This window comes from Marinobacter persicus (assembly GCF_900114155.1).
In the GTDB taxonomy this organism is placed as follows: Bacteria; Pseudomonadota; Gammaproteobacteria; order Pseudomonadales; family Oleiphilaceae; genus Marinobacter; species Marinobacter persicus.
In genome coordinates this window covers 33099-53167 of sequence record NZ_FOSC01000010.1, presented here as the reverse complement: position 1 = coordinate 53167, position 20069 = coordinate 33099, and the positions used below count along the sequence as shown (strand labels likewise).

15 protein-coding genes and 1 tRNA gene are annotated in these 20069 nt (G+C 58.6%); 5 read left to right on the top strand and 11 right to left on the bottom strand.

Features of this window, described 5'->3' with window-relative positions:
• Nucleotides 1–127 precede the first annotated feature (127 nt).
• The gene (gene rlmKL / locus BMZ63_RS11750; protein ID WP_091705739.1) at nucleotides 128–2302 is read right to left on the bottom strand and encodes a bifunctional 23S rRNA (guanine(2069)-N(7))-methyltransferase RlmK/23S rRNA (guanine(2445)-N(2))-methyltransferase RlmL; all 2175 of its coding nucleotides are present in this window, start codon (nucleotides 2300–2302) and stop codon (nucleotides 128–130) included.
• Nucleotides 2303–2624: 322 nt separating this feature from the next.
• On the opposite strand from rlmKL, the gene rmf reads away from it, so the two are divergent.
• A complete protein-coding gene (gene rmf / locus BMZ63_RS11745) occupies nucleotides 2625–2837 on the top strand; it encodes a ribosome modulation factor (protein WP_091705738.1) in 213 nt (70 codons plus the stop codon).
• 200 nt (nucleotides 2838–3037) lie between these two features.
• Here the strand turns inward: rmf and BMZ63_RS11740 are convergent, their stop codons facing one another.
• Entirely contained in the window at nucleotides 3038–4060 is a 1023-nt protein-coding gene (locus BMZ63_RS11740; protein WP_091705736.1) for a quinone-dependent dihydroorotate dehydrogenase, read from the bottom strand.
• A gap of 399 nt (nucleotides 4061–4459) precedes the next feature.
• On the opposite strand from BMZ63_RS11740, the gene BMZ63_RS11735 reads away from it, so the two are divergent.
• Nucleotides 4460–5626, top strand: coding sequence for a cation diffusion facilitator family transporter (locus BMZ63_RS11735; protein ID WP_091705734.1), 1167 nt, complete (start codon nucleotides 4460–4462; stop codon nucleotides 5624–5626).
• A 14-nt stretch (nucleotides 5627–5640) separates the two neighbouring features.
• Here BMZ63_RS11735 and BMZ63_RS11730 read toward each other — a convergent pair whose 3' ends face one another.
• Complete coding sequence (locus BMZ63_RS11730; RefSeq protein ID WP_091705733.1) at nucleotides 5641–7125, bottom strand: RimK family protein; 1485 nt, start codon at nucleotides 7123–7125, stop codon at nucleotides 5641–5643.
• Nucleotides 7126–7323: 198 nt separating this feature from the next.
• Between BMZ63_RS11730 and rimI the strand changes: the two genes are divergently transcribed.
• Nucleotides 7324–8448: a ribosomal protein S18-alanine N-acetyltransferase gene (gene rimI / locus BMZ63_RS11725; protein WP_091705731.1), complete on the top strand. Its 1125-nt coding sequence runs from the start codon at nucleotides 7324–7326 to the stop codon at nucleotides 8446–8448.
• Here the strand turns inward: rimI and uvrB are convergent, their stop codons facing one another.
• Nucleotides 8449–10497: an excinuclease ABC subunit UvrB gene (gene uvrB / locus BMZ63_RS11720; RefSeq protein WP_091705730.1), complete on the bottom strand. Its 2049-nt coding sequence runs from the start codon at nucleotides 10495–10497 to the stop codon at nucleotides 8449–8451.
• A 188-nt stretch (nucleotides 10498–10685) separates the two neighbouring features.
• Here uvrB and BMZ63_RS11715 point away from each other — a divergent pair, with 188 nt between their 5' ends.
• Both BMZ63_RS11715 and BMZ63_RS11710 read left to right on the top strand, forming a co-directional pair.
• On the top strand, nucleotides 10686–11870 hold the full coding sequence (locus BMZ63_RS11715; protein ID WP_091705728.1) for a pyridoxal phosphate-dependent aminotransferase: 1185 nt from the start codon (nucleotides 10686–10688) through the stop codon (nucleotides 11868–11870).
• A gap of 71 nt (nucleotides 11871–11941) precedes the next feature.
• Nucleotides 11942–12017 (top strand) — tRNA-Asn (locus tag BMZ63_RS11710).
• A gap of 670 nt (nucleotides 12018–12687) precedes the next feature.
• Here the strand turns inward: BMZ63_RS11710 and pyrF are convergent.
• The 7 genes from pyrF to BMZ63_RS11670 form a co-directional block, all read right to left on the bottom strand.
• A complete protein-coding gene (pyrF, locus tag BMZ63_RS11700; RefSeq protein ID WP_091705724.1) occupies nucleotides 12688–13398 on the bottom strand; it encodes an orotidine-5'-phosphate decarboxylase in 711 nt (236 codons plus the stop codon).
• A 44-nt stretch (nucleotides 13399–13442) separates the two neighbouring features.
• Nucleotides 13443–14609: a lipopolysaccharide assembly protein LapB gene (gene lapB / locus BMZ63_RS11695; RefSeq protein WP_091705723.1), complete on the bottom strand. Its 1167-nt coding sequence runs from the start codon at nucleotides 14607–14609 to the stop codon at nucleotides 13443–13445.
• Nucleotides 14609–14911, bottom strand: a complete 303-nt coding sequence (locus BMZ63_RS11690; RefSeq protein ID WP_091705721.1) for a lipopolysaccharide assembly protein LapA domain-containing protein — start codon at nucleotides 14909–14911, stop codon at nucleotides 14609–14611. Before BMZ63_RS11690 ends, lapB begins: the two co-directional genes overlap by 1 nt.
• 3 nt (nucleotides 14912–14914) lie before the next feature.
• Complete coding sequence (locus BMZ63_RS11685; RefSeq protein ID WP_091705719.1) at nucleotides 14915–15211, bottom strand: integration host factor subunit beta; 297 nt, start codon at nucleotides 15209–15211, stop codon at nucleotides 14915–14917.
• Between the two features lie 128 nt (nucleotides 15212–15339).
• Nucleotides 15340–17031: a 30S ribosomal protein S1 gene (rpsA, locus tag BMZ63_RS11680; RefSeq protein WP_091705718.1), complete on the bottom strand. Its 1692-nt coding sequence runs from the start codon at nucleotides 17029–17031 to the stop codon at nucleotides 15340–15342.
• Between the two features lie 129 nt (nucleotides 17032–17160).
• Nucleotides 17161–17841, bottom strand: a complete 681-nt coding sequence (cmk, locus tag BMZ63_RS11675; RefSeq protein ID WP_091705716.1) for a (d)CMP kinase — start codon at nucleotides 17839–17841, stop codon at nucleotides 17161–17163.
• Nucleotides 17838–20069: a bifunctional prephenate dehydrogenase/3-phosphoshikimate 1-carboxyvinyltransferase gene (locus BMZ63_RS11670; RefSeq protein ID WP_091705714.1), complete on the bottom strand. Its 2232-nt coding sequence runs from the start codon at nucleotides 20067–20069 to the stop codon at nucleotides 17838–17840. The genes cmk and BMZ63_RS11670 overlap by 4 nt, the downstream gene beginning before the upstream one ends.

Sequence of the window (20069 nt, the reverse complement as noted above, 5' to 3'; positions counted from 1 at the left end):
AATTTCGAAGGCCAGGGATGGCCTGAAATAAGCGCACACGGACGTGCTTGTAGCGGTTTCAGGAAGAAGGGGGCGATACTAAACCTCCCCCACCCCTATCAAGCTAGGGAGTAATCCCCCACGCTCATCAGGCCAAATGCCGAACATGCCAACACCGATGAATCCTGGGATTGCGCTGGAAGTCCTTGTCGATGGTACTGGCACTCACCTCCCTCACCTCGAACTCCGACAACAACTCCTCATCTAGCTTGAACTTCCTGAAATTATTGGAAAACACCAGCAAACCATCACTCGATAAGCGCTGCATCGCCTGGCGAATCAAAGTGCCATGGTCCTTCTGGATGTCCAGAATGCCTCTCATGCGCGCCGAGTTGGAGAATGTTGGCGGGTCCATGAAGATCAGGTCGAAGGTCTGGTTCGCGGTCTTGCGATCCGCCAGCCAGGCCAGGCAGTCTGCCTGCTCGACCACGTGTTTTTTTGGATCAGCGCCGTTCAGTGCCAGATTGTCCTGTGCCCAGTTAACGTAAGTCCTGGACATGTCCAGACTCAGGGAACGACTCGCACCACCCACCGCCGCATGCACAGTGGCCGCGCCGGTGTAGCAGAACAGGTTCAGGAAACGTTTGCCCTGGGCATTTTTCTGAATCCACTGGCGCACCGGGCGGTGGTCCAGGAACAGGCCGGTGTCCAGGTAATCCCGCAGGTTTACCTTCAGTACACAGCCGTGCTCGTGCACGTTGAAATACTCGCCGGAGGCTTCGCGCTTTTCGTACTGGCTGGTGCCACTCTGGCGCTGGCGTTGTTTGCAGACCATTTTGGCCGGCTCCACCTCCAGCACCTCGGGAATCACCGCCAACGCTTCGGCCAGGCGCTCGCGGGCGGCCCGCTCGTCCACCGATTTGGGCGCCTGGTACTCCTGAACGTGCACCCGCCCCTCGTAGACGTCGATGGCCAGGGCGTATTCGGGCATGTCGGCGTCGTACAGGCGGTAACAGCCAATGTCCTGCTTTTTCGCCCACTGGCCAACGGTTTTCAGGTTTTTCTTCAGGCGATTACGCAGCATGTCAGCGCGTTCGGCGTTGACGATGCGTGGTTGTATCTCGCCAGTGCCTTCGGGGTCGCGGGCGACCATGGCGTTTTCAGGTTTGACTTCAAACAGCAGCAACTGGGCCGGCAACTTGCCGTTAAACAGTTTGTACTGCTTGAAGCTGCGCAAACCGATGGACTTGCCGAACTCCGGCGCGCCGGTGAAAACGCCCATGCGCCAGCCCGGCAACTCGCGTAAAACCGCTTCACCCAGGCTCTGGTACAAGCCTGACAGCTCTTTGCGCTCGCTCAACCGCTCTCCATAAGGAGGATTGGTCAATACCAGCCCCCGCTCACCCCAGGATTCCGCCCGGGCGAAGTCCTGAACCGGTCGCGCTTCCACATGCACCACGCCCTCCAGGCCCGCCCGCTGAATGTTTTTCCAGGCGGTGGCGATGACTCGCGAATCCTGATCAAAGCCGGCGAACACCGGCACCCGGCCCTGCTTGCCTTCATGGGCGCGGCGCTCGGCTTCCTGGCGCAGAGACAGCCACAATTCCGGCTGGTGCCCCGGCCATTTTTCAAAGCCAAATTGCTCCTTTTTGCGCCCCGGCGCCAGATCCAGCGCCATCATGGCCGCTTCAATCAGCAAGGTGCCGGAACCGCACATGGGGTCGACAAAGTCACCGCCATTGGAAGCAATTTCGGGCCAGCCCGAGCGCATCAGCAGTGCTGCCGCCAGGTTCTCCTTCAGCGGCGCAATGCCCTTGTCGGTTCGGTAGCCGCGCATGTGCAGGCTGTGGCCACTGAGATCGATGCCCAGCGACAGCCGCCCCCGGTTCAGGCGGGCCGAGACGGTGACATCGGCGCCCTTGGGGGCCACATTGGGCCGGGCACCGCCCGCCCCCCGAATACTGTCGACAATGCCGTCCTTGACCTTCTGGGCACCAAACTGGGTATTGCGAATCGCGTTGTTATGCCCGAGAAATGCCACCCGGAAACTGCCAGCCGCGGGGATATGCGCCTGCCAGTCCAGCGCAACCACGCCGTCATAAAGCTGCTCGGCACTGTCGGCGGGCACCTCCGCCACATGCAGAATCACCCGATTGGCCAGGCGTGACCACAAACAGGCACGGTAACCGGCTTCCAGTTCACCTTCCACCCAGGCCCCGGCCGGTGCATTGCGAACCAGCGCCAACCCAAAGTCCGCCAGCTCATCCGCCAGCAGGTATTCAACACCCTTCGGGCAGGTTACAAAAAAGACATGCTTTGACAAAGTCAACTCCTGGTATTTCGGGGACTAGAGGCTAAGTATCCGGAAATCCGTCACTATTCCGGTGGCTGCGACTTTTCGTTTATATCATCAAACGATAAGAAAACTGTCACATAGATGAAATCAATAGTGTACAACCCCGTTGGATTCGTCCACCTTGTAAGTGACGCGTCGTTCGGGAAGCATGAATTGCTTCCGTTAACAGGATCCTGACTGCTCTGGCCATTACTGGCAATAGGGGGTTGTCCCGGAGAGGCACCCGCACTGCCCTGGCCCTGGCAGAAGTGTACACGCTTGTTCTGTTAAACCATCAGTGAGGAACGGCATGAAAAGACAGAAAAGAGATATGTACGCTCGTGCATTTAAACGGGGTTATCTGGCCGGCGTATCCGGCAAGGCAAAAGACAGCTGTCCCCTGGACCAACCCGAGATTCGCCAGGAATGGCTTAACGGGTGGCGAGAAGGCCGCACGGATAATTGGGAGGGAATGACCGGCGTTTCCGGCATTCACAAACTGGCCAACGTAACCGCCACCTGATGGCACAAAATGCACTGTACCGATTACATGGTACCCCGTTTAACCTGATCTGTTTTTAAACCGGTTTAAACGACAACCTGAATAAAGAAAGTAGTCAATCCGAGCAACCCAAACGGGGCCACCCGTCCCGTACCATGCGAAGAAGCGCTACGGGGTTTATTCCCCGCACGGGCCCGCTAAGCGGGCCCTTCCTTTATCTGTCACGCCCATTCACGACGAATCGCTTCCACGGCTTCATTAATCAACGCCGGCCCCCGGTAGATGAAACCGGTATACACCTGCACCAGACTGGCTCCCGCGCGAATTTTTTCCACCGCACTCTCTCCGTCGGTAATACCACCAACCCCGATAATCGGTAAACGATCGCCCAACTCAGCGTGCAACCCCTCAATCACCCGCACCGACGGTTTACGCACCGGCGCACCGCTGAGACCGCCGGCCTCGCTTTCGTGCCGGTGACCACGGACCGCATCCCGGCTAATGGTGGTGTTGGTGGCGATAACGCCATCAATGCCCGCTTCCATCAAGGCATTGGCGACAAACCGGATGCCTTCGTCATCCATGTCCGGCGCAATCTTCACCGCCACAGGCACGTAGTTGCCGTGAGCCGCCTGGCACTTGAGTTGTTCGTCTTTGATGGCATGCAGCAACTGTTTGAGCGAATCACCAAACTGGAGATCACGCAGCCCCGGGGTATTGGGCGACGAGACATTCACGGTGATGTAATCGGCGTGGCTGTAAACTGCGGCAATACCCTTGCGGTAGTCCAGTTCCGACTCATCATTCGGCGTGTTCTTGTTCTTGCCAACGTTTATACCAAGAACGCCGGTGTACCGCCGGTTCATCACATTGGCCAGCAGATGTTCCAGCCCCTCATTATTGAACCCCATGCGGTTGATAATGGCCTGGTGTTCCGGCAGGCGAAACATGCGAGGCTTGGGGTTACCGGGCTGTGCCAGCGGTGTAACCGTGCCCACCTCGATAAAACCGAATCCCAGTGAACCCAGCGCATCCAGATGATCGGCATTCTTGTCCAGGCCGGCAGCCAGCCCGACCGGATTGGGAAACTGCAGCCCCATCACATTCACCGGGCACGGCTCTGGCTGCCTTACCAGCGGTTTCAATACCCCCATCTTCTGCACAATATCCAGGCTGTTAAGTGCCAGGTCGTGAGCCTGCTCGGGTGGTAACCGGAAAAGCAGATTTCGAAGCATGCCGTACATAGTAAAAACTCCTCACCGAAGGTGGCGGGAGTATACCGGAAGTTTGCTTTCGCATCTTCCCGGCCCCTGCTTGTCCGTAAAACCCCGTGGTTAAAGGGCTCCGGATGCTTTTCCACGGAATCTGTGGATAAGTCTGTTGAAAATTTCGGGGCAAGCGCTCCGATCCCTTGATAAACGCGCCGGCCTACAAATTGATCATTTTTTAACCAGTTAAATTACCGTTTATTTTCAACATCTTACAAACATCAAATAAAGGTTTGACCCGGAAGACAGAAAAATGTAAGCCGGTAACCGATTCGTCATCATGTGCATAAATCGAGCAGCAGAAAGTGATTAATCTTCCTTTTTCGGCCGACTGAACCGTTATACTGGCGCTTACAGATCTTTTCGGAGCGAATCATGACAGAATCCCCGAGTCATTCCCGCGATCATCGCGAGGCCGACCTCAGAGAGGAAAAACACGCCGCCTCGAAAGTCACCATCATCGGCATGGTTCTGGATGCCGTGCTGGGCGTCATAAAGGTTGTTGGCGGCACCCTCTTTCATTCCCAGGCCCTGGTGGTGGACGGTATCCATTCGTTCAGCGACGTGGCATCCGATTTCGTGGTTCTTGGCACCATGCGCCTGTCTCGCCGTGGGCCGGACTCCGACCACCCCTATGGCCACCAGCGCATCGAAACCCTGGGCACGATGATTCTGGGTTCGTTCCTCATTGCTGTCGGTGCTGCGCTGGGCTGGGAAAACCTGCAGGGGCTGATCACCGGTGAAACCCCTCCCATGCCGGGCTGGCCGGTTCTGGTGGCGGCCGGTGTTTCCATCGCCAGCAAGGAGTGGATCTACCGTTACACCCGCCACATCGGCCTGCGTATACGCTCTGATCTGATTGTCGCCAATGCCTGGCACAGCCGTACCGATGCCTTTTCTTCCATTGTTGTTCTGGTTGCCGCCGCCGGGGCCATGCTCGGCTTTGTCTGGCTGGATACGCTTGCTGCGGTGATCATTGCCGGCATCATCATTCACATTGGCTGGAAATTCACCTGGGACAGCGTCAAGGAGTTGGTGGACACCGGGCTCTCAGAAGAAGACACCGAAACCCTGAAATCCATCGCGCGGGACACCGATGGCGTCCGTAACGTGCATGAGTTGCGCAGCCGGCGCATGGGCAGTGACATACTCCTGGATGTTCACCTGGTGGTGCGCCCTGAAATCAGCGTGTCGGAAGGCCACCAGATAGGCACAAAGGTGGTGGCCAGCATGCGGGATGCGCTGGATAACATCCGCGACATCAACTTCCACATTGACGCGGAAAACGACGAGGTCAATCCGCATGTAACCGAGCCACATCTGCCCGGCCGGGAGGAAATTCGTCAGCTACTGGCCAACGCCATCGGCGACTACCCGCTCAACAGTCGCCTGCGCCTGCATTATCTGAAAAACCGGATCCACCTGGAGATCTTTCTTGATGAATCCGGCGCGCCTTCCGGGCTATCCGCGCAAACGGCCCAGGACGCACTGAAAGACTACCCCTGGTTTGGCAGCGTGAAAGTCTGGCGCCCGGCCAACTGACCGGGCCAGGCCGCTCAGCCCCGGCGCTTGGCTTCCATGCGGGACAGAAATTCCTGCATCACCAGCGTGTAGAGTTCACCACCGAGGAATTTGTCCTCCACACCGGAGTCCATGCTCGGATTGTCGTTCACCTCAATCACCGCCACCCGGTTGCCGGACTGTTTGATGTCAACGCCATACAAACCATCACCAATCAGGCGAGTGGCATTCAGTGCCGCCTGAATCACCTTGCGCGGCACCTCGTAGGTAGGCAGGGTTTCAAAATCGCCGCTTTCTACCTGTGCGCTGCCGTGCTGGTAGATCTGCCAGTGACCTTTCACCATCATGTACTTGCAGGCGTAGATTGCCCGCCCACCCAACACGCCAATGCGCCAGTCATATTCGGTGTACAGGTACTCCTGCGCCAGTACCAGTGCCGACTGGCGGAACAGGTCTTTCAATCCGGCACGAAGCTCGTTTTCATCTTTCACCTTGATGACCCCCCGGGAAAACGCTCCATCGGGAATCTTGATCACCGCAGGCAGACCCAACTCGTTGATCACCTGCGCCACCACCTCTTTCTGATCTTTCGAGAGAATCAGCGTCTTCGGCGTGGGCACACGGTTGTTTTTCAGCAAATCCGCCAGAAACACCTTGTTGGTGCACCGCAGGATCGACACCGGGTCATCGATCACCACCAGCCCTTCCGCCTCTGCCTTGCGGGCAAACCGGTAGGTATGATGATCGATGGCGGTGGTTTCTCGAATAAACAGGCCATCGTATTCCGGCAGGCGCAGGTAATCCCGGCGGGTAATACGCTCGACATTGATCCCCAGCTTGCGCCCGGCTCTCTCAAAACGCGTCAATGCCGCTTCGTCGCTGGGTGGCAGAGCTTCCTCCGGGTTCACCAGCATGGCCAGGTCAAAGCGGTAGCGCCTGCGGGTCCGTGGCTTACGCCAGATCATGCTGCTGAAACGGTCAAGGGCCGAAGCGAACACATCCTGTTCGTGTTCGGTCAGGTCCGATGGAGCCGCCGGCTTGAGTGAATCAATCTGCCACTGCTTGCGGTAGCGAAACACCACTTCCAGCACCGGACAGGGAAATCGCTCAAACAACGCCCGGGCCACGGGCTTCAGTTCCGGATGCTCCACCTGGCCAAAAAACGTACGGACACGCAGCGTTTTGTCCTTGCCGCCGTTTTCGCCACCAACCGCCGCATCCAGCCAACCCAGCACACTGGCATCCAGCGCTTCCAGTTGCAGGGAAAACAGCCCCTTGCGGCTCAGATCGTTAAGGGTCATCACCGAGGGCACCACATGGTGGCCACGGGCTTCGGCCAGCAACGAGCAGTAATAGCCCTGGCTGAGATACCTGGCGCTCTGACACAGGTTGATAACCCGCACACGGCTGTTGGCCGGTGCGGTAAACTGCAGGTACTGGTCAAACGTCAGTACGTCGTCGCTGGGATAATAAGGAGCCCAATCGGCGGCGCGATCCACCACAATGAGTAAACGGGACATAAAGCGGCATTCCTCCCTGAAGGTTCAGCCGGGGGTCAGTGGCGCAACAATACGACGGCGCCGGCAAGCGCACAATCCACTGCGCATGCGTGCTTTTACGCATCAGGCGGTAATAGGCGCAGGCGGTATTTGTCTCCCATAATAGACGCAACCGGCAGGCCTCGCCGGCATCACCTTTTTTTAGAGACAGCTCCACCCATGCCTGAAATCATCCTCCGACACGCCACCCACAGTGATCTGGATGCCCTGATTGAACTGGAACACCAGTGCTTCAGCGAAGACAGACTCTCCCGGCGCAGTTTCCGGCGTTTTCTGGATGTGCCCCGGGACCGGCTGATTGTCGCCGACCGTGAAGGCCGGCTACTGGGGTACTGCCTGGTCCTGATGAGTGCAGCGACCCGGCTGGCACGCATCTACTCCATCGCCGTCTCACCCGCTGCCCGGGGCCACGGCCTGGGAGAAAAGCTCATTCGCCAGGCCGAATACGAGGCCGCCGAGGCCGACCGCATCGTCATGCGCCTGGAAGTCAGGGAAGACAACACCGGGGCTATTGCCCTGTATCGACGGCTTGGTTACCGGCAATTCGGCACCTATCGGGATTATTACGAGGACCACGGCACGGCCCTGCGGTTCGAGCGCCGCATTCTCTACTACCGGCCAGACCACGAGTTCCCGCCCGTACCCTACTACCCGCAGACCACCGAATTCACCTGCGGGCCTTCGGCGCTGTTGATGGCCATGGCCGCCCTGGATGAGAAGCTGCCGCTGAACACCCTGGAAGAATTGAAGATCTGGAGGGAAGCCACCACCATTTTCATGCTGGCCGGGCACGGTGGCTGCGGCCCCCACGGGCTGGCTCTGGCTGCATGGAAACGGGGATTCGAGGCCAGCGCCTGGATCAGCCAGGAGGGCCCACTGTTCCGGGACACGGTGCGAAACGAGGATAAAAAGCGAGTGCTTGAGCTGGTGCACGAAGGTTTTCTGCACGACATCGGCCAGACCGACATCTCGCTGCATCACGATCCGCTGACCCCCGAGGCCATGGAAACCGCCCTGCATGAGGGCCGGGTTCCGGTGATCCTGATCAGCACCTGGCAGCTGAACCGCAGCCGGGTGCCGCACTGGGTCACGGTGTGTGCCATGGACGACGATTTCGTCTACCTGCACGACCCGGAGATCGATACCGAGGAAGGGGAAACCGTGGCCGACAAGCAGTACCTGCCCATCGACCGACGGGTTTTCGAGAAGATGTCCCGCTACGGCCGCAACCAGCCGCTGCAGGCAGCGGTGATTGTCGGGCCGAAACGGCCGGAAGGCGGGTAATCAGCCGGTGCGGATGGCAGCTTCCTTGAGTTCGGCGATCTGATCCCGCAATCGGGCGGCGGCCTCGAAGTCCAGATCGGCGGCCGCCTTGTACATCTCGTCTTCCAGCTTCGAGATATCCTTGAGCAGCTCTTCGGGCGACCGGTGCCCGGCCTTCGCCATATACTGTTCGGCTTCTTCCGCTGCCTTCTCGCCCGGGCGCTCAGCCTTGCGGCGACCCCGGCCACTGCCACCCGGCGCACCTTCCATGATATCCGCCACTTTCTTGTTCAGCGCCTGGGGCGTGATGCCGTGTTCCTCGTTGTAGGCGATCTGCTTCGCCCGCCGGCGCTCGGTTTCATCGATGGCCCGCTGCATGGAGCCGGTCACCCGGTCGCCATACAGAATGGCCTTGCCGTTCACATTCCGGGCGGCACGACCAATGGTCTGGATGAAGGAGCGTTCGCTGCGCAGGAAACCTTCCTTATCGGAATCGAGGATCGCCACCAGTGACACCTCCGGCATGTCCAGGCCCTCACGCAGCAGGTTAATGCCCACCAGCACGTCGAACTCGCCCCGGCGCAGGTCGCGGATGATTTCCACCCGTTCCACGGTATCGATGTCCGAGTGCAGGTAGCGAACCTTCACGTCGTGCTCCATCAGGAAATCGGTCAGGTCCTCGGCCATACGCTTGGTGAGCGTGGTCACCAGCACCCGTTCCTTGACCTCCACGCGAGTGCGAATCTCCGAAAGCAGGTCGTCCACCTGGGTCGACGCCGGCCGCACTTCGATTTCCGGGTCCAGCAGGCCGGTGGGTCGCACCACCTGCTCCACCACCTGCCCGGCGTGCTCAGCCTCGTATTGCGCTGGCGTCGCGGACACGAAAATCATTTGCGGTGCCATGCGTTCCCATTCCTCGAAGCGCATGGGCCGGTTATCCAGCGCCGATGGCAGCCGGAAGCCATACTCCACCAGGGTTTCCTTGCGCGACCGGTCGCCCTTGTACATGGCGCCAATCTGCGGGATGGTCACGTGGGATTCATCGACAATCAGCAGCGCATTGGGCGGCAGGTAATCGAACAGCGTCGGCGGCGCCTCGCCGGGGTTGCGCCCGGACAGATACCGGGAGTAGTTCTCGATACCGTTGCAGTAACCCAGCTCCAGCATCATCTCGATGTCGTAGCGGGTACGCTCCTCCAGACGCTGCGCCTCTACCAAGCGATTGTTGTCGCGCAGCTGTTTTAGGCGTTCTTCCAACTCCACCTTGATCTGTTCGATGGCATCCAGCACCTTCTCCCGGGGCGTCACGTAGTGGGATTTCGGGTAAATGGTCACCCGGGGCACCCGGCGCAACACCTCACCGGTGAGTGGATCGAAATAACTCAGGTTTTCCACCTCGTCATCGAACAGTTCGATGCGAATAGCCTCTTTCTCGGATTCCGCCGGAAATACATCGATCACATCGCCCCGCACCCGATAATTGGCCCGGTGGAATTCCATGTCGTTGCGGGTGTACTGCAACTCGGCCAGCCGGCGCAGAATCGACCGCTGGTCAATCTGATCGCCCCGGTCCAGGTGCAGCATCATCTTCAGGTAGGACTGGGGATCACCCAGCCCGTAAATAGAGGACACCGTGGCCACAATGATGGCGTCCGGGCGTTCCAGCAACGCCTTGGTGGCGGACAGGCGCATCTGCTCGATGTGCTCGTTGATGGAGGCGTCTTTCTCGATAAAGGTATCGGATGAAGGGACGTAGGCTTCCGGCTGGTAGTAATCGTAGTAAGAAACAAAGTATTCCACCGCGTTGTCCGGGAAGAACTCCTTGAACTCCCCGTACAACTGCGCCGCCAGGGTCTTGTTATGGGCCATGATGATGGTCGGGCGCTGCACCGCCTGCACCACGTTGGCCATGGTGAAGGTCTTGCCCGAGCCGGTTACGCCCAGCAACGTCTGGTGTGCGAGGCCGGACTGGATACCATCCACCAGCCCGGCAATGGCTTTCGGCTGGTCACCGGCCGGTTCATACGGCGAGGCAACGCGGAATACACCCTCTGATGCTTTACTGGCCATAACTGGCGATTAACCTCCGGAAAATGCTGTAATACCCTCTCGGACACTACTTACAAGAAATTTAGCGTTCAGGCTGCTTCATGGTACCATCATTGTGATCGACGGCTGGGTGAACATACAGCCATGACAATCTGGCTCCTGCCCGGCCGATCGCAGCCTAACAAGACGCAGCTTTAAGGAGCTCAAGTTTGGACCTTCAACTTTCCAGCCGTGTACAGGCCATCAAGCCTTCCCCCACCCTCGCAGTCACCAACAAGGCCGCAGAACTGCGTGCCGCAGGCCAGGACATCATCGGCTTGGGTGCTGGCGAACCCGACTTCGACACCCCTGATCACATCAAACAGGCCGCCATCGAGGCCATCAACAGCGGCCAGACCAAGTACACCGCCGTGGATGGTACGCCGGCCCTGAAGAAAGCGATTATTGCGAAGTTCAAACGGGACAACGGCCTGGAATACGAAGCCAACCAGATACTGGTCAGCAGTGGTGGCAAACAGAGCTTTTTCAACCTGGCACTGGCCACACTGAACCCGGGTGACGAAGCCATTATCCCCGCGCCCTACTGGGTGTCCTACCCGGACATGGTGAAAGTGGCCGAAGGCAAGCCGGTGATCATCGAAACCTCCGTGGACACCCGCTTCAAGATCACCCCGGAACAGCTGGAAAACGCCATCACCGAGCGCACCCGCCTGTTCGTGATCAACAGCCCGTCCAACCCCAGCGGCATGGCTTACTCCCTCGAGGAAATGCAGGCCATCGGCGAAGTGCTGAAAAAGCACCCGGACATCATGATCGCCACCGACGACATGTACGAGCCGATCCTGTGGACCGGCAAGCCGTTCGCCAACATCGTGAACGCCTGCCCCGAGCTGTACGACCGCACCTTCGTGCTCAACGGCGTGTCCAAGGCCTACTCCATGACCGGCTGGCGCATCGGCTACGCCGCGGGCCCGGCCAAGATCATCGGTGCCATGAAGAAGATCCAGTCCCAGAGCACCTCCAACCCCTGCTCCATCTCCCAGGCAGCTGCTACGGCGGCACTGGATGGCGACCAGGCCTGCGTGGGTGAAATGGTCAAAGCCTTCAAGGAACGCCACGACTGGCTGGTGGATGCCCTGAACAAACTCCCGGGCGTGGAATGCCCACACGGGGACGGCACCTTCTACGTGTTCCCAAGCTTCCAGGGCGCCATCGACGCCGCAGAAGGCGTGAGCACCGATGTGGAATTCGCGGAAAAACTGCTGACCGACGCCGGCGTTGCCCTGGTTCCGGGTTCTGCTTTTGGCACTCCGGGACACATGCGCCTGAGCTTTGCCACGAGCATGGAAAACCTGGAAAAAGCCATCGAGCGTTTGCAGAAAGCCCTGGGTTAAAAAGTTTTAGCCGGAGGGTTGACGAGGCGGGTAAAGGTACTTAATATACGCGCCTCGTCACACGACGATGTTCCCCGATAGCTCAGTTGGTAGAGCAACGGACTGTTAATCCGTTTGTCGCTGGTTCGAGCCCAGCTCGGGGAGCCACTATTCCGAAAGCCCGCTAGTTCTATGAATTAGCGGGCTTTTTTCGTTTTGGCCTCTGGGCTGCTGGAGTTTGATTTCTGGCTTGGGGCCCTAGCCTGGGTGGTTGGGGTGGATGACGGGGTGGGGAAGGCCTTTCCGAAAACCGCTACGAGCACATCCATGTGCGCTTCTCTCAGGCCATCCTTGGCCTTCGAAATTTTCGGAAAGGCCTTCCCCATCCCGCCATTCTGACATCCGGAATACCGCCCTATAGGCCTAAACCACTTTCCAGCGCTTTTCAGCGCACCCCGAATCACTATCACCCCGCCCACCTTTAAATCAGACCACCGACCGGGCTTTCACCTACCAAGCTTCTATCTGGCCAAAAACCCCGACGTGCCATGAGATATTACCGAGGTCAGAAAGGCATGGTGGGACACCCTTTCCAAAAATTTTGAGGGCCAAGGATGGCCCGAAATAAGCGCACATGGGTGAGGCCGAGCGCTTATGAAGCGAAGCTTCATGCGATAGCCGAACGACAGCAATCTGTGATTGCTGGCTGGACCCGCTTGCGGGTGCTCGTAGCGGTTTTTGGAAAGGGTGTCCCACCATGCCGTTACTCCGAAACAAACAGGCTGGGAAACCAAGTTGGCCGCCCCCCCTAGAATAAGCGGGCACATCCGCGCAATTGTCAGACCGAAAGCACCTCAGCATGAATGGCTTCCAGGGCAGCCAGAGGATCAGGCGCCTGGGTAATGGGGCGGCCGATTACGAGGTAATCGGAACCGGCCTTGAGGGCGTCGGTGGGGGTCATGATGCGCTGCTGGTCGCCCTTGTCGGCGGTCAGCGGGCGGATACCCGGGGTGACCAGCTGGAACTCCGCGCCCTGCTCCGTTTTCAGACGTGGCGCCTCCTGGGCTGAGCAGACAACGCCATCCAGACCGCAATTTCGGGTCAACGTGGCCAGGCGGGACACCTGCGCTTCCGGGGACTCTGGAATACCAATACCCGCCAAGTCTGCCGCAGTCATGCTGGTCAGCACAGTGACCGCGATCAGCAGCGGCTTGTCCTTGCCATAGGGCTCCAGGCGCTCGCGGCAGGCGGCCATCATCTTCTCGCCACCGGAGGCATGCACGTTCACCATCCACACACCCAGGTCCGCCGCCGCAGCCACCGCTGCCGAGGTGGTATTGGGGATATCGTGGAACTTGAGATCCAGGAACACCTCAAAGCCCCTGCCCTGCAGCGCCTCCACCAATTGCGGACCCGAGCGGGTGAACAGCTCCTTGCCCACCTTCAGGCGGCATTTTTTCGGGTCCAACTGGTCAACCAGGGCCAGTGCCGGGTCTTGGGAGGGAAAATCCAGGGCAACAATGATCTTTGGGTCGTGGGGAGTTTGCACGTTTTACAGTCCAGGTATCAGGTTCAACATTCGGGGTTCAGGCGTTATTCCGCTTCCACGCCCTGAATCGGGCGTATAGTTTCCCATTGTTTGCAGCTTGGGCATAGCCAATGCAACTGCTGGCCGGAGAAGCCGCAACTCACGCAACGGTATACGGGACGATTGGCCAGCAGCAAATGGCCAATACGGCTGATAAGCCGGCCCTCGTCGGAGGCCATGCCTTTCTCATAGCCGGCCATTTCCACCAGCCGCAGCAGGCCGCGCACCGACGGATGGCTTTCCAGCTCTTCGCGCAACAATTCGATGGCTGCCACCCGGCCGGAAGATCGCTCAACGGATTCCACCAACGCCAGCAACAGCGTGGTGCTGGGGTATTGCTGGTAGAGCTTTCTGAGCTTCTTTGACAGCCGCCCCAGGTTGCCATGCTCCCGCTCCATCTTCATCACCCGGTCAACAGCCTCGGGCCCGAATTGCGGGTTCTGGTCAAACACTTTCAGGCACTGGTTTCCGGCCTCCCGGAAATTACCCTGACGCAGCTGCAATCTAGTCAGGATAAACGTGGCTCGAACGCATTCACGGTCCTGGTTCAGCGCTTCTTTGGCCAGCTTCTGGGATTCCCAGCGGTCGTCTCGGGCCAATGCCTGCTCTGAAAGCTCACAGGTCAGATAAGCCAGGGTTTTCACCATTGCGGGGTCGGCATGCCCGCGAAGCAGTGTGCGGGCAACCTGGGCGGCCTTTTGCCATTCTTTTTCCTGCTGATAAAGCTCAATCAGGGTTTTCGAGGCCTGCTCTCCATACTCCCGATCGCCCATCAACTGATGCAACAAGGCTTCCGCCCGGTCCAGCAAACCGGCATTCAGATAGTCGCTAGCCAGTTCAAAGGTGACCTGGGGCTGAAAACGGGCGGGCAGCTCGGGACGGGCGAGCAGGTTCTGGTGGATCAGGATGGCCCTGTCGGTCTCGCCCTTGTTACGGAAGTGACTGCCGATGGAAAGATGAAGGTTTACCGTGTCCCGGTTAACCGCCAGGGACTGGACGAAATTCTCAACGGCCTGATCGGAATAATTGGTAAAAAGGAACTGCAGACGGTCACGAACCGATTCCTCGTCGGAAATCACCTTTTCCGAACCGGATCGCCGACCAAACCGGCCTATGGCCCAACCTGCGGCAACAGCTGCTGTCACCAGCAACCATTTCCAGATCATTTCCATCAAAGCGCCCGGTCGTTTTCAGCCCTGGATTTCTCCAGCGCCTTTTCAGCCTTTTCGAGCTGCTTTTTCAAGCTGCGACGGGATACCTGGCTACGGAACGTGGCCAGCAAGGTCAACAGCAAGCCACACAGCGCCCCAATGACAAACGCCATGATAATCCAGACGGCCACGCCGTGAGGACGCGTTTCGAACAGAAGGAAATTGAGAGAAACGTCTGTCTGGTTATTCAGTGAGAAAACCAGCGCCACAAGAATCAACGCCAGTACCAGAACAGTGATGAGGATTTTCTGCAATCCTGCCATGCGTCAAAAGCCTTTTTTCATGCTTTCGTTAACCTGCTCCCTCAGCTCCTTGCCGGGCTTGAAGTGCGGCACATATTTGGCGGGCAGTTGCACGGACTCGCCGGTTTTCGGGTTGCGGCCGACACGGGCTTCCCGGTAATGAAGTGAAAAGCTGCCAAACCCCCGTATTTCAATCCTCTGCCCATCGGCCAGAGACTGGGACATATGCTCGATAATGCTCTTAACCGAGAGCTCGACATCCTTTACAGACAACTGGGTCTGTTTCGAGGCAATCAGTTCAACCAGTTCGGACTTTGTCATGAGGCTTTCCCTCTGTCGTTATTGTTCCGTGACGCTTACCGGATACTATTGCCTCTAGTTTAGCCAAACCAGAAAAAAACACAAAAAAAACGGGCTCTTAGAGCCCGTTTTTTGATCCCGGTCGACTTTTAGTCGTTATCGGAATTCTGCTGCTGCATCTGTTCCTTGATCAGGTCACCAATGGTGGTCGCACCAGAGGTTTCCGCAGCTTTGGCACGCACGTTATCCAGCGCCTGCTTGTCGTCTTCAACGTCCTTCGACTTGATGGACAGGTTGATAACGCGGTTCTTGCGATCGATGCTGATGATCTTCGCTTCAACTTCTTCGCCTTCCTTCAGTGCGTTACGTGCGTCTTCCACACGATCACGGCTGATTTCAGACGCTTTCAGTACCGCTTCAACCTCGTCGTTCAGGGCAACAGTGGCGCTCTTGGCGTCAACTGCAGATACGGTGCCCTTAACGATGGAGCCCTTGTCGTTCAGCTGTACAAACTCGGCGAACGGATCGCTTTCCAGCTGCTTGATGCCCAGGGAGATGCGCTCGCGCTCCGGGTCAACAGACAGGATAACGGTCTCAACTTCGTCGCCCTTCTTGTACTCACGTACGGCTTCTTCGCCGGTCTCGTTCCAGCTGATGTCGGACAGGTGAACCAGACCGTCAATGCCGCCGTCCAGGCCAATGAAGATACCGAAGTCAGTGATGGACTTGATCTTGCCAGTGATGCGGTCGCCCTTGTTGAAGTTCGTGGAGAACTCTTCCCACGGGTTGGCGATGCACTGCTTGATACCCAGGGAGATACGACGACGCTCTTCGTCGATGTCCAGGATCATCACTTCAACTTCGTCACCTACCTGAACAACCTTGGACGGATGGATGTTCTTGTTGGTCCAGTCCATTTCGGACACGTGTACCAGACCTTCAACACCCTCTTCCAGCTCGGCAAAGCAGCCGTAGTCGGTCAGGTTGGTTACGCGTGCGGTAACACGGGTACCTTCCGGGTAACGACCCTTGATATCTACCCACGGATCTTCGCCCAGCTGCTTCAGACCCAGGGAAACGCGGTTACGCTCGCGGTCAAACTTCAGCACTTTCACGTTGATTTCGTCACCAACGTTCACGATTTCGCTCGGATGCTTGATGCGCTTCCAGGCCATATCGGTGATGTGCAGCAGGCCGTCAACGCCGCCCAGATCCACGAACGCGCCGTAGTCGGTCAGGTTCTTGACGATACCCTTGATTTCCAGACCTTCGGTCAGGGTTTCCAGCAGAGCTTCGCGCTGCTCGCTGTTTTCAGCTTCCAGAACGGCACGACGGGAAACAACCACGTTGTTGCGCTTCTGGTCCAGCTTGATAACCTTGAATTCCAGCTCTTTGTTCTCCAGGTGCGCGGTGTCGCGAACCGGACGAACGTCTACCAGGGAACCCGGCAGGAAGGCGCGGATGCCAGACAGGTCGACAGTGAAACCGCCCTTGACCTTGCCATTGATCACGCCCTTAACAACTTCTTCAGCCTCGAAGGACTTCTCCAGTACTTTCCACGCTTCGGCACGCTTGGCCTTCTCGCGGGACAGACGGGTTGCGCCGAAGCCGTCTTCAACAGCATCGAGAGCCACATCGACAACATCGCCGACAGCTACTTCCAACTCGCCTTTTTCATTGAGGAACTGGGAGGCGGGGATAACGCCTTCGGACTTCAGTCCGGCGTTAACGGTGACCCAGTCGTTGTCGACGTCAACTACGGTTCCCTGAACAATGGAACCCGGTTGCATGTCAATTTCTTTCAGGCTTTCTTCAAAAAGATCCGCAAAGCTCTCGCTCATTATGTGTCCTATGTGATCAACGCAAGTGTACTCCGTGCCGCCAGCAACACGGTCTGTTAACGATGTCCGGAATCAGCCACGGGCTGGCAATTAACGCTGTTCCGGCATTTCAACGACAAAAAGGTGCAGTCAGGCCTGACCTGCAGCGGCCATACACCTGTCAAACACCTCTTTTATGCTCAAACCTGTTGAATCAATGACTTGCGCATCATCCGCAGGCTTGAGAGGGGCGGCTGCGCGGTTCATATCCCGCTCATCACGCGCCCGGATCTCGTCTAAAAGATCCTGCATACTAACATCGGCACCGGCGTCCTTCAACTGGTTAAAACGTCGCCGGGCACGCTCCTCGGCACTGGCCGTCAGGAAAATTTTCACCGGAGCTTCGGGAAACACCACGGTGCCCATGTCGCGGCCATCGGCGACCAGCCCCGGCGCCTGCCGGAAATCCCGCTGGCGCTGGAGCAGAGCATCGCGCACCGGCTGCATAACCGCCACCCGCGAGGCATTGTTGCCGCAGCTCTCAGTGCGGATCTCGGTGGTCACGTCAATGCCGTCCAGCAGGACACGAACCGGCTCGCCAGCCTCGCCCGGCTCAAAGGCCACATCAAGACCAGCCGCCACCCGCACCAGTGCCGGTTCATCATCAAGCGCCACGCCTTGGCGGGTAGCGGCCAGCGCGGTCAGCCGGTACAGCGCACCGCTGTCGAGCAGATGCCAGCCAAGCTCACGGGCCAGCATCTGGGTAATGGTGCCTTTTCCTGCCCCGCCGGGGCCATCAACGGCAATTACCGGCGCCTTGCTATCACTCATGATTCACTGCCTTCTGTGGTAATACGAATGCCGGTCTGTTTTGCCAGCTCGACAAAACCGGGGAACGACGTGGCCACATTGGCACAGTCGTTAATCCGGATGGGGCCGGAGGCCCGCAACGATGCCACGGCAAACGACATGGAAATACGGTGATCCTCATGGCTTTCAATGGTGCCACCGCCAATTTCCTGGCCGCCATCAATGATAATGCCGTCCGGTGTCACGGTGGTTTCCACCCCCAACGCCGCCAGCCCGTCCGCCATCACCTGGATCCGGTCGCTTTCTTTGACCCGCAACTCCTCGGCACCACGCAGAATGGTGCGGCCCTCGGCACAGGCCGCAGCGATAAACAGCACCGGGAACTCGTCGATGGCCAGCGGCACCTGGTCTTCCGGGATATCAATCCCCTTCAGATGAGCAGACCGTACCCGCAAATCGGCTACCGGCTCTCCGCCAATCTCACGCTCTTCCAGCACCTCAATATCAGCCCCCATCCGGCGCAGGATATTGATCACCCCGACACGGGTCGGGTTCATTCCCACATGGCGCAACGTAAGGTCGGAACCCTCAGCAATGCTCGCGGCCACCAGGAAAAATGCCGCCGAGGAAATGTCCGCCGGCACATCGATGGCGCAGGCGGTCAGCTTTCCACCACCGGTCACGCTGGCGGTGGCACCGTCGCGATGCACATGGTAACCAAAGCCTTCCAGCATGCGCTCGGTGTGGTCACGGGTCGGCGCCGGCTCGGTGACAGAGGTAACACCATCGGCGTACAGCCCGGCCAGCAGCAAACAGGATTTAACCTGGGCACTGGCTACCGGCATTTCGTAGTGAATGCCGGCCAGCGGCTGACCACCGCGAATTTTCAGCGGTGGGCGCCCGCCCTCGGCGGTATCGATTACGGCGCCCATGGCCCGCAGCGGATCGGCCACACGGCCCATCGGGCGCTTGGACAGGCTGGTGTCGCCGGTGAGTTCCGAATCAAACGGCTGGGCCGCCAGCAGGCCGGTGAACAGGCGCATAGCGGTGCCGGAATTACCCAGATACAGCGGACCGCGCGGAGCCTGCAAACCATGCATGCCAACACCGTGAATGCGAACAAAGCCGTTCTCCGGGCCCTCGATGGTGACGCCCATATCCCGGAACGCCTGCAGGGTGGCCAGGCTGTCTTCCCCTTCCAGAAAACCTTTAACCTCGGTGATACCCTCCGCCAGGGCACCGAGCATGATCGAACGGTGGGACATGGACTTGTCACCCGGTACACGGATATCCCCGCGCACCGAACCGCCGGGTTGAAGATGGAAAGTCACCTGCTTGTTGCTGTTGTTAGTCACGTACGCCTGCCCTGAAAGCATTTTCGAAAAGTGTTCCCGCGCCGCCTTGGCGCGACTGAAAACCCGCAGCAAAGTCGCGCCATCGCCCTCGGCAATGGCACTGCGGAGTTGGTCAAGATCCTTGGTAAAGTGGTCAATCACCCGGAGAACGGCCTCCCGGTTTGACAGAAAAATATCGTGCCACATCACCGGGTCGCTGGCGGCAATGCGGGTAAAGTCCCGGAAGCCACCGGCGGCATAACGGAAGATATCCATGTTCTCGTCTTCGCCGGCCAGCGTGTCCACCAGCGAGAAGGCGATCAGGTGCGGCAAATGGCTGGTGGCGGCCAGCACCTCGTCGTGATAGGCCACCGACATGGTCAGAACCGTGGCACCACAACCTTCCCAAAGGCCCTTCAGGCGCTCAACATCCCTTCCGTCTGCGTTGTCCGCCGGAGTGAGGATCACCTTGTGGTTGACGAACAGTTCGGGGTTGGCGGCAGCCACACCACTTTTCTCCGAGCCGGCGATGGGGTGCCCCGGAATCACATGGGGAGACAGCTCGCCGAAAACCGCTTCGACATCCTGGACAAAACTGGTCTTGGTGCTGCCAACATCGGTCAACACGGCCTTGGCGTCCAGGTAGGGCCTGATCTCGGCCAACACCGTACGCATGGCCCGCACCGGCACCGCGAGAACCACCAGGTCACTCCCGGTAACGGCCTGCTCCAGCGAGGGCGCGGCGGCATCAATAACGCCATTGGCAACGCCCACCGCCAATTCATCCGCCCGCTGGTCGTAACCGACCACCTCTCCGGCCAGACGGTTCTGGCGAATCGCCGCCGCCATAGAGCCGCCGATCAGGCCAAGCCCGATGATGGCAACACGGGCAAACAAGGGCTCCCCTTGCGCCAC

Excerpts from the sequence above, each read along its gene's own strand:
- BMZ63_RS11690 (WP_091705721.1), bottom strand. The coding sequence starts at position 14,911 with ATGGCAGGATTGCAGAAAATCCTCATCACTGTTCTGGTACTGGCGTTG.
- rimI (WP_091705731.1), top strand. The coding sequence starts at position 7,324 with ATGCCTGAAATCATCCTCCGACACGCCACCCACAGTGATCTGGATGCC.
- BMZ63_RS11735 (WP_091705734.1), top strand. The coding sequence starts at position 4,460 with ATGACAGAATCCCCGAGTCATTCCCGCGATCATCGCGAGGCCGACCTC.
- BMZ63_RS11685 (WP_091705719.1), bottom strand. The coding sequence starts at position 15,211 with ATGACAAAGTCCGAACTGGTTGAACTGATTGCCTCGAAACAGACCCAG.
- lapB (WP_091705723.1), bottom strand. The coding sequence starts at position 14,609 with ATGGAAATGATCTGGAAATGGTTGCTGGTGACAGCAGCTGTTGCCGCA.
- rmf (WP_091705738.1), top strand. The coding sequence starts at position 2,625 with ATGAAAAGACAGAAAAGAGATATGTACGCTCGTGCATTTAAACGGGGT.
- BMZ63_RS11730 (WP_091705733.1), bottom strand. The coding sequence starts at position 7,125 with ATGTCCCGTTTACTCATTGTGGTGGATCGCGCCGCCGATTGGGCTCCT.
- BMZ63_RS11740 (WP_091705736.1), bottom strand. The coding sequence starts at position 4,060 with ATGTACGGCATGCTTCGAAATCTGCTTTTCCGGTTACCACCCGAGCAG.
- rpsA (WP_091705718.1), bottom strand. The coding sequence starts at position 17,031 with ATGAGCGAGAGCTTTGCGGATCTTTTTGAAGAAAGCCTGAAAGAAATT.
- uvrB (WP_091705730.1), bottom strand. The coding sequence starts at position 10,497 with ATGGCCAGTAAAGCATCAGAGGGTGTATTCCGCGTTGCCTCGCCGTAT.
- cmk (WP_091705716.1), bottom strand. The coding sequence starts at position 17,841 with ATGAGTGATAGCAAGGCGCCGGTAATTGCCGTTGATGGCCCCGGCGGG.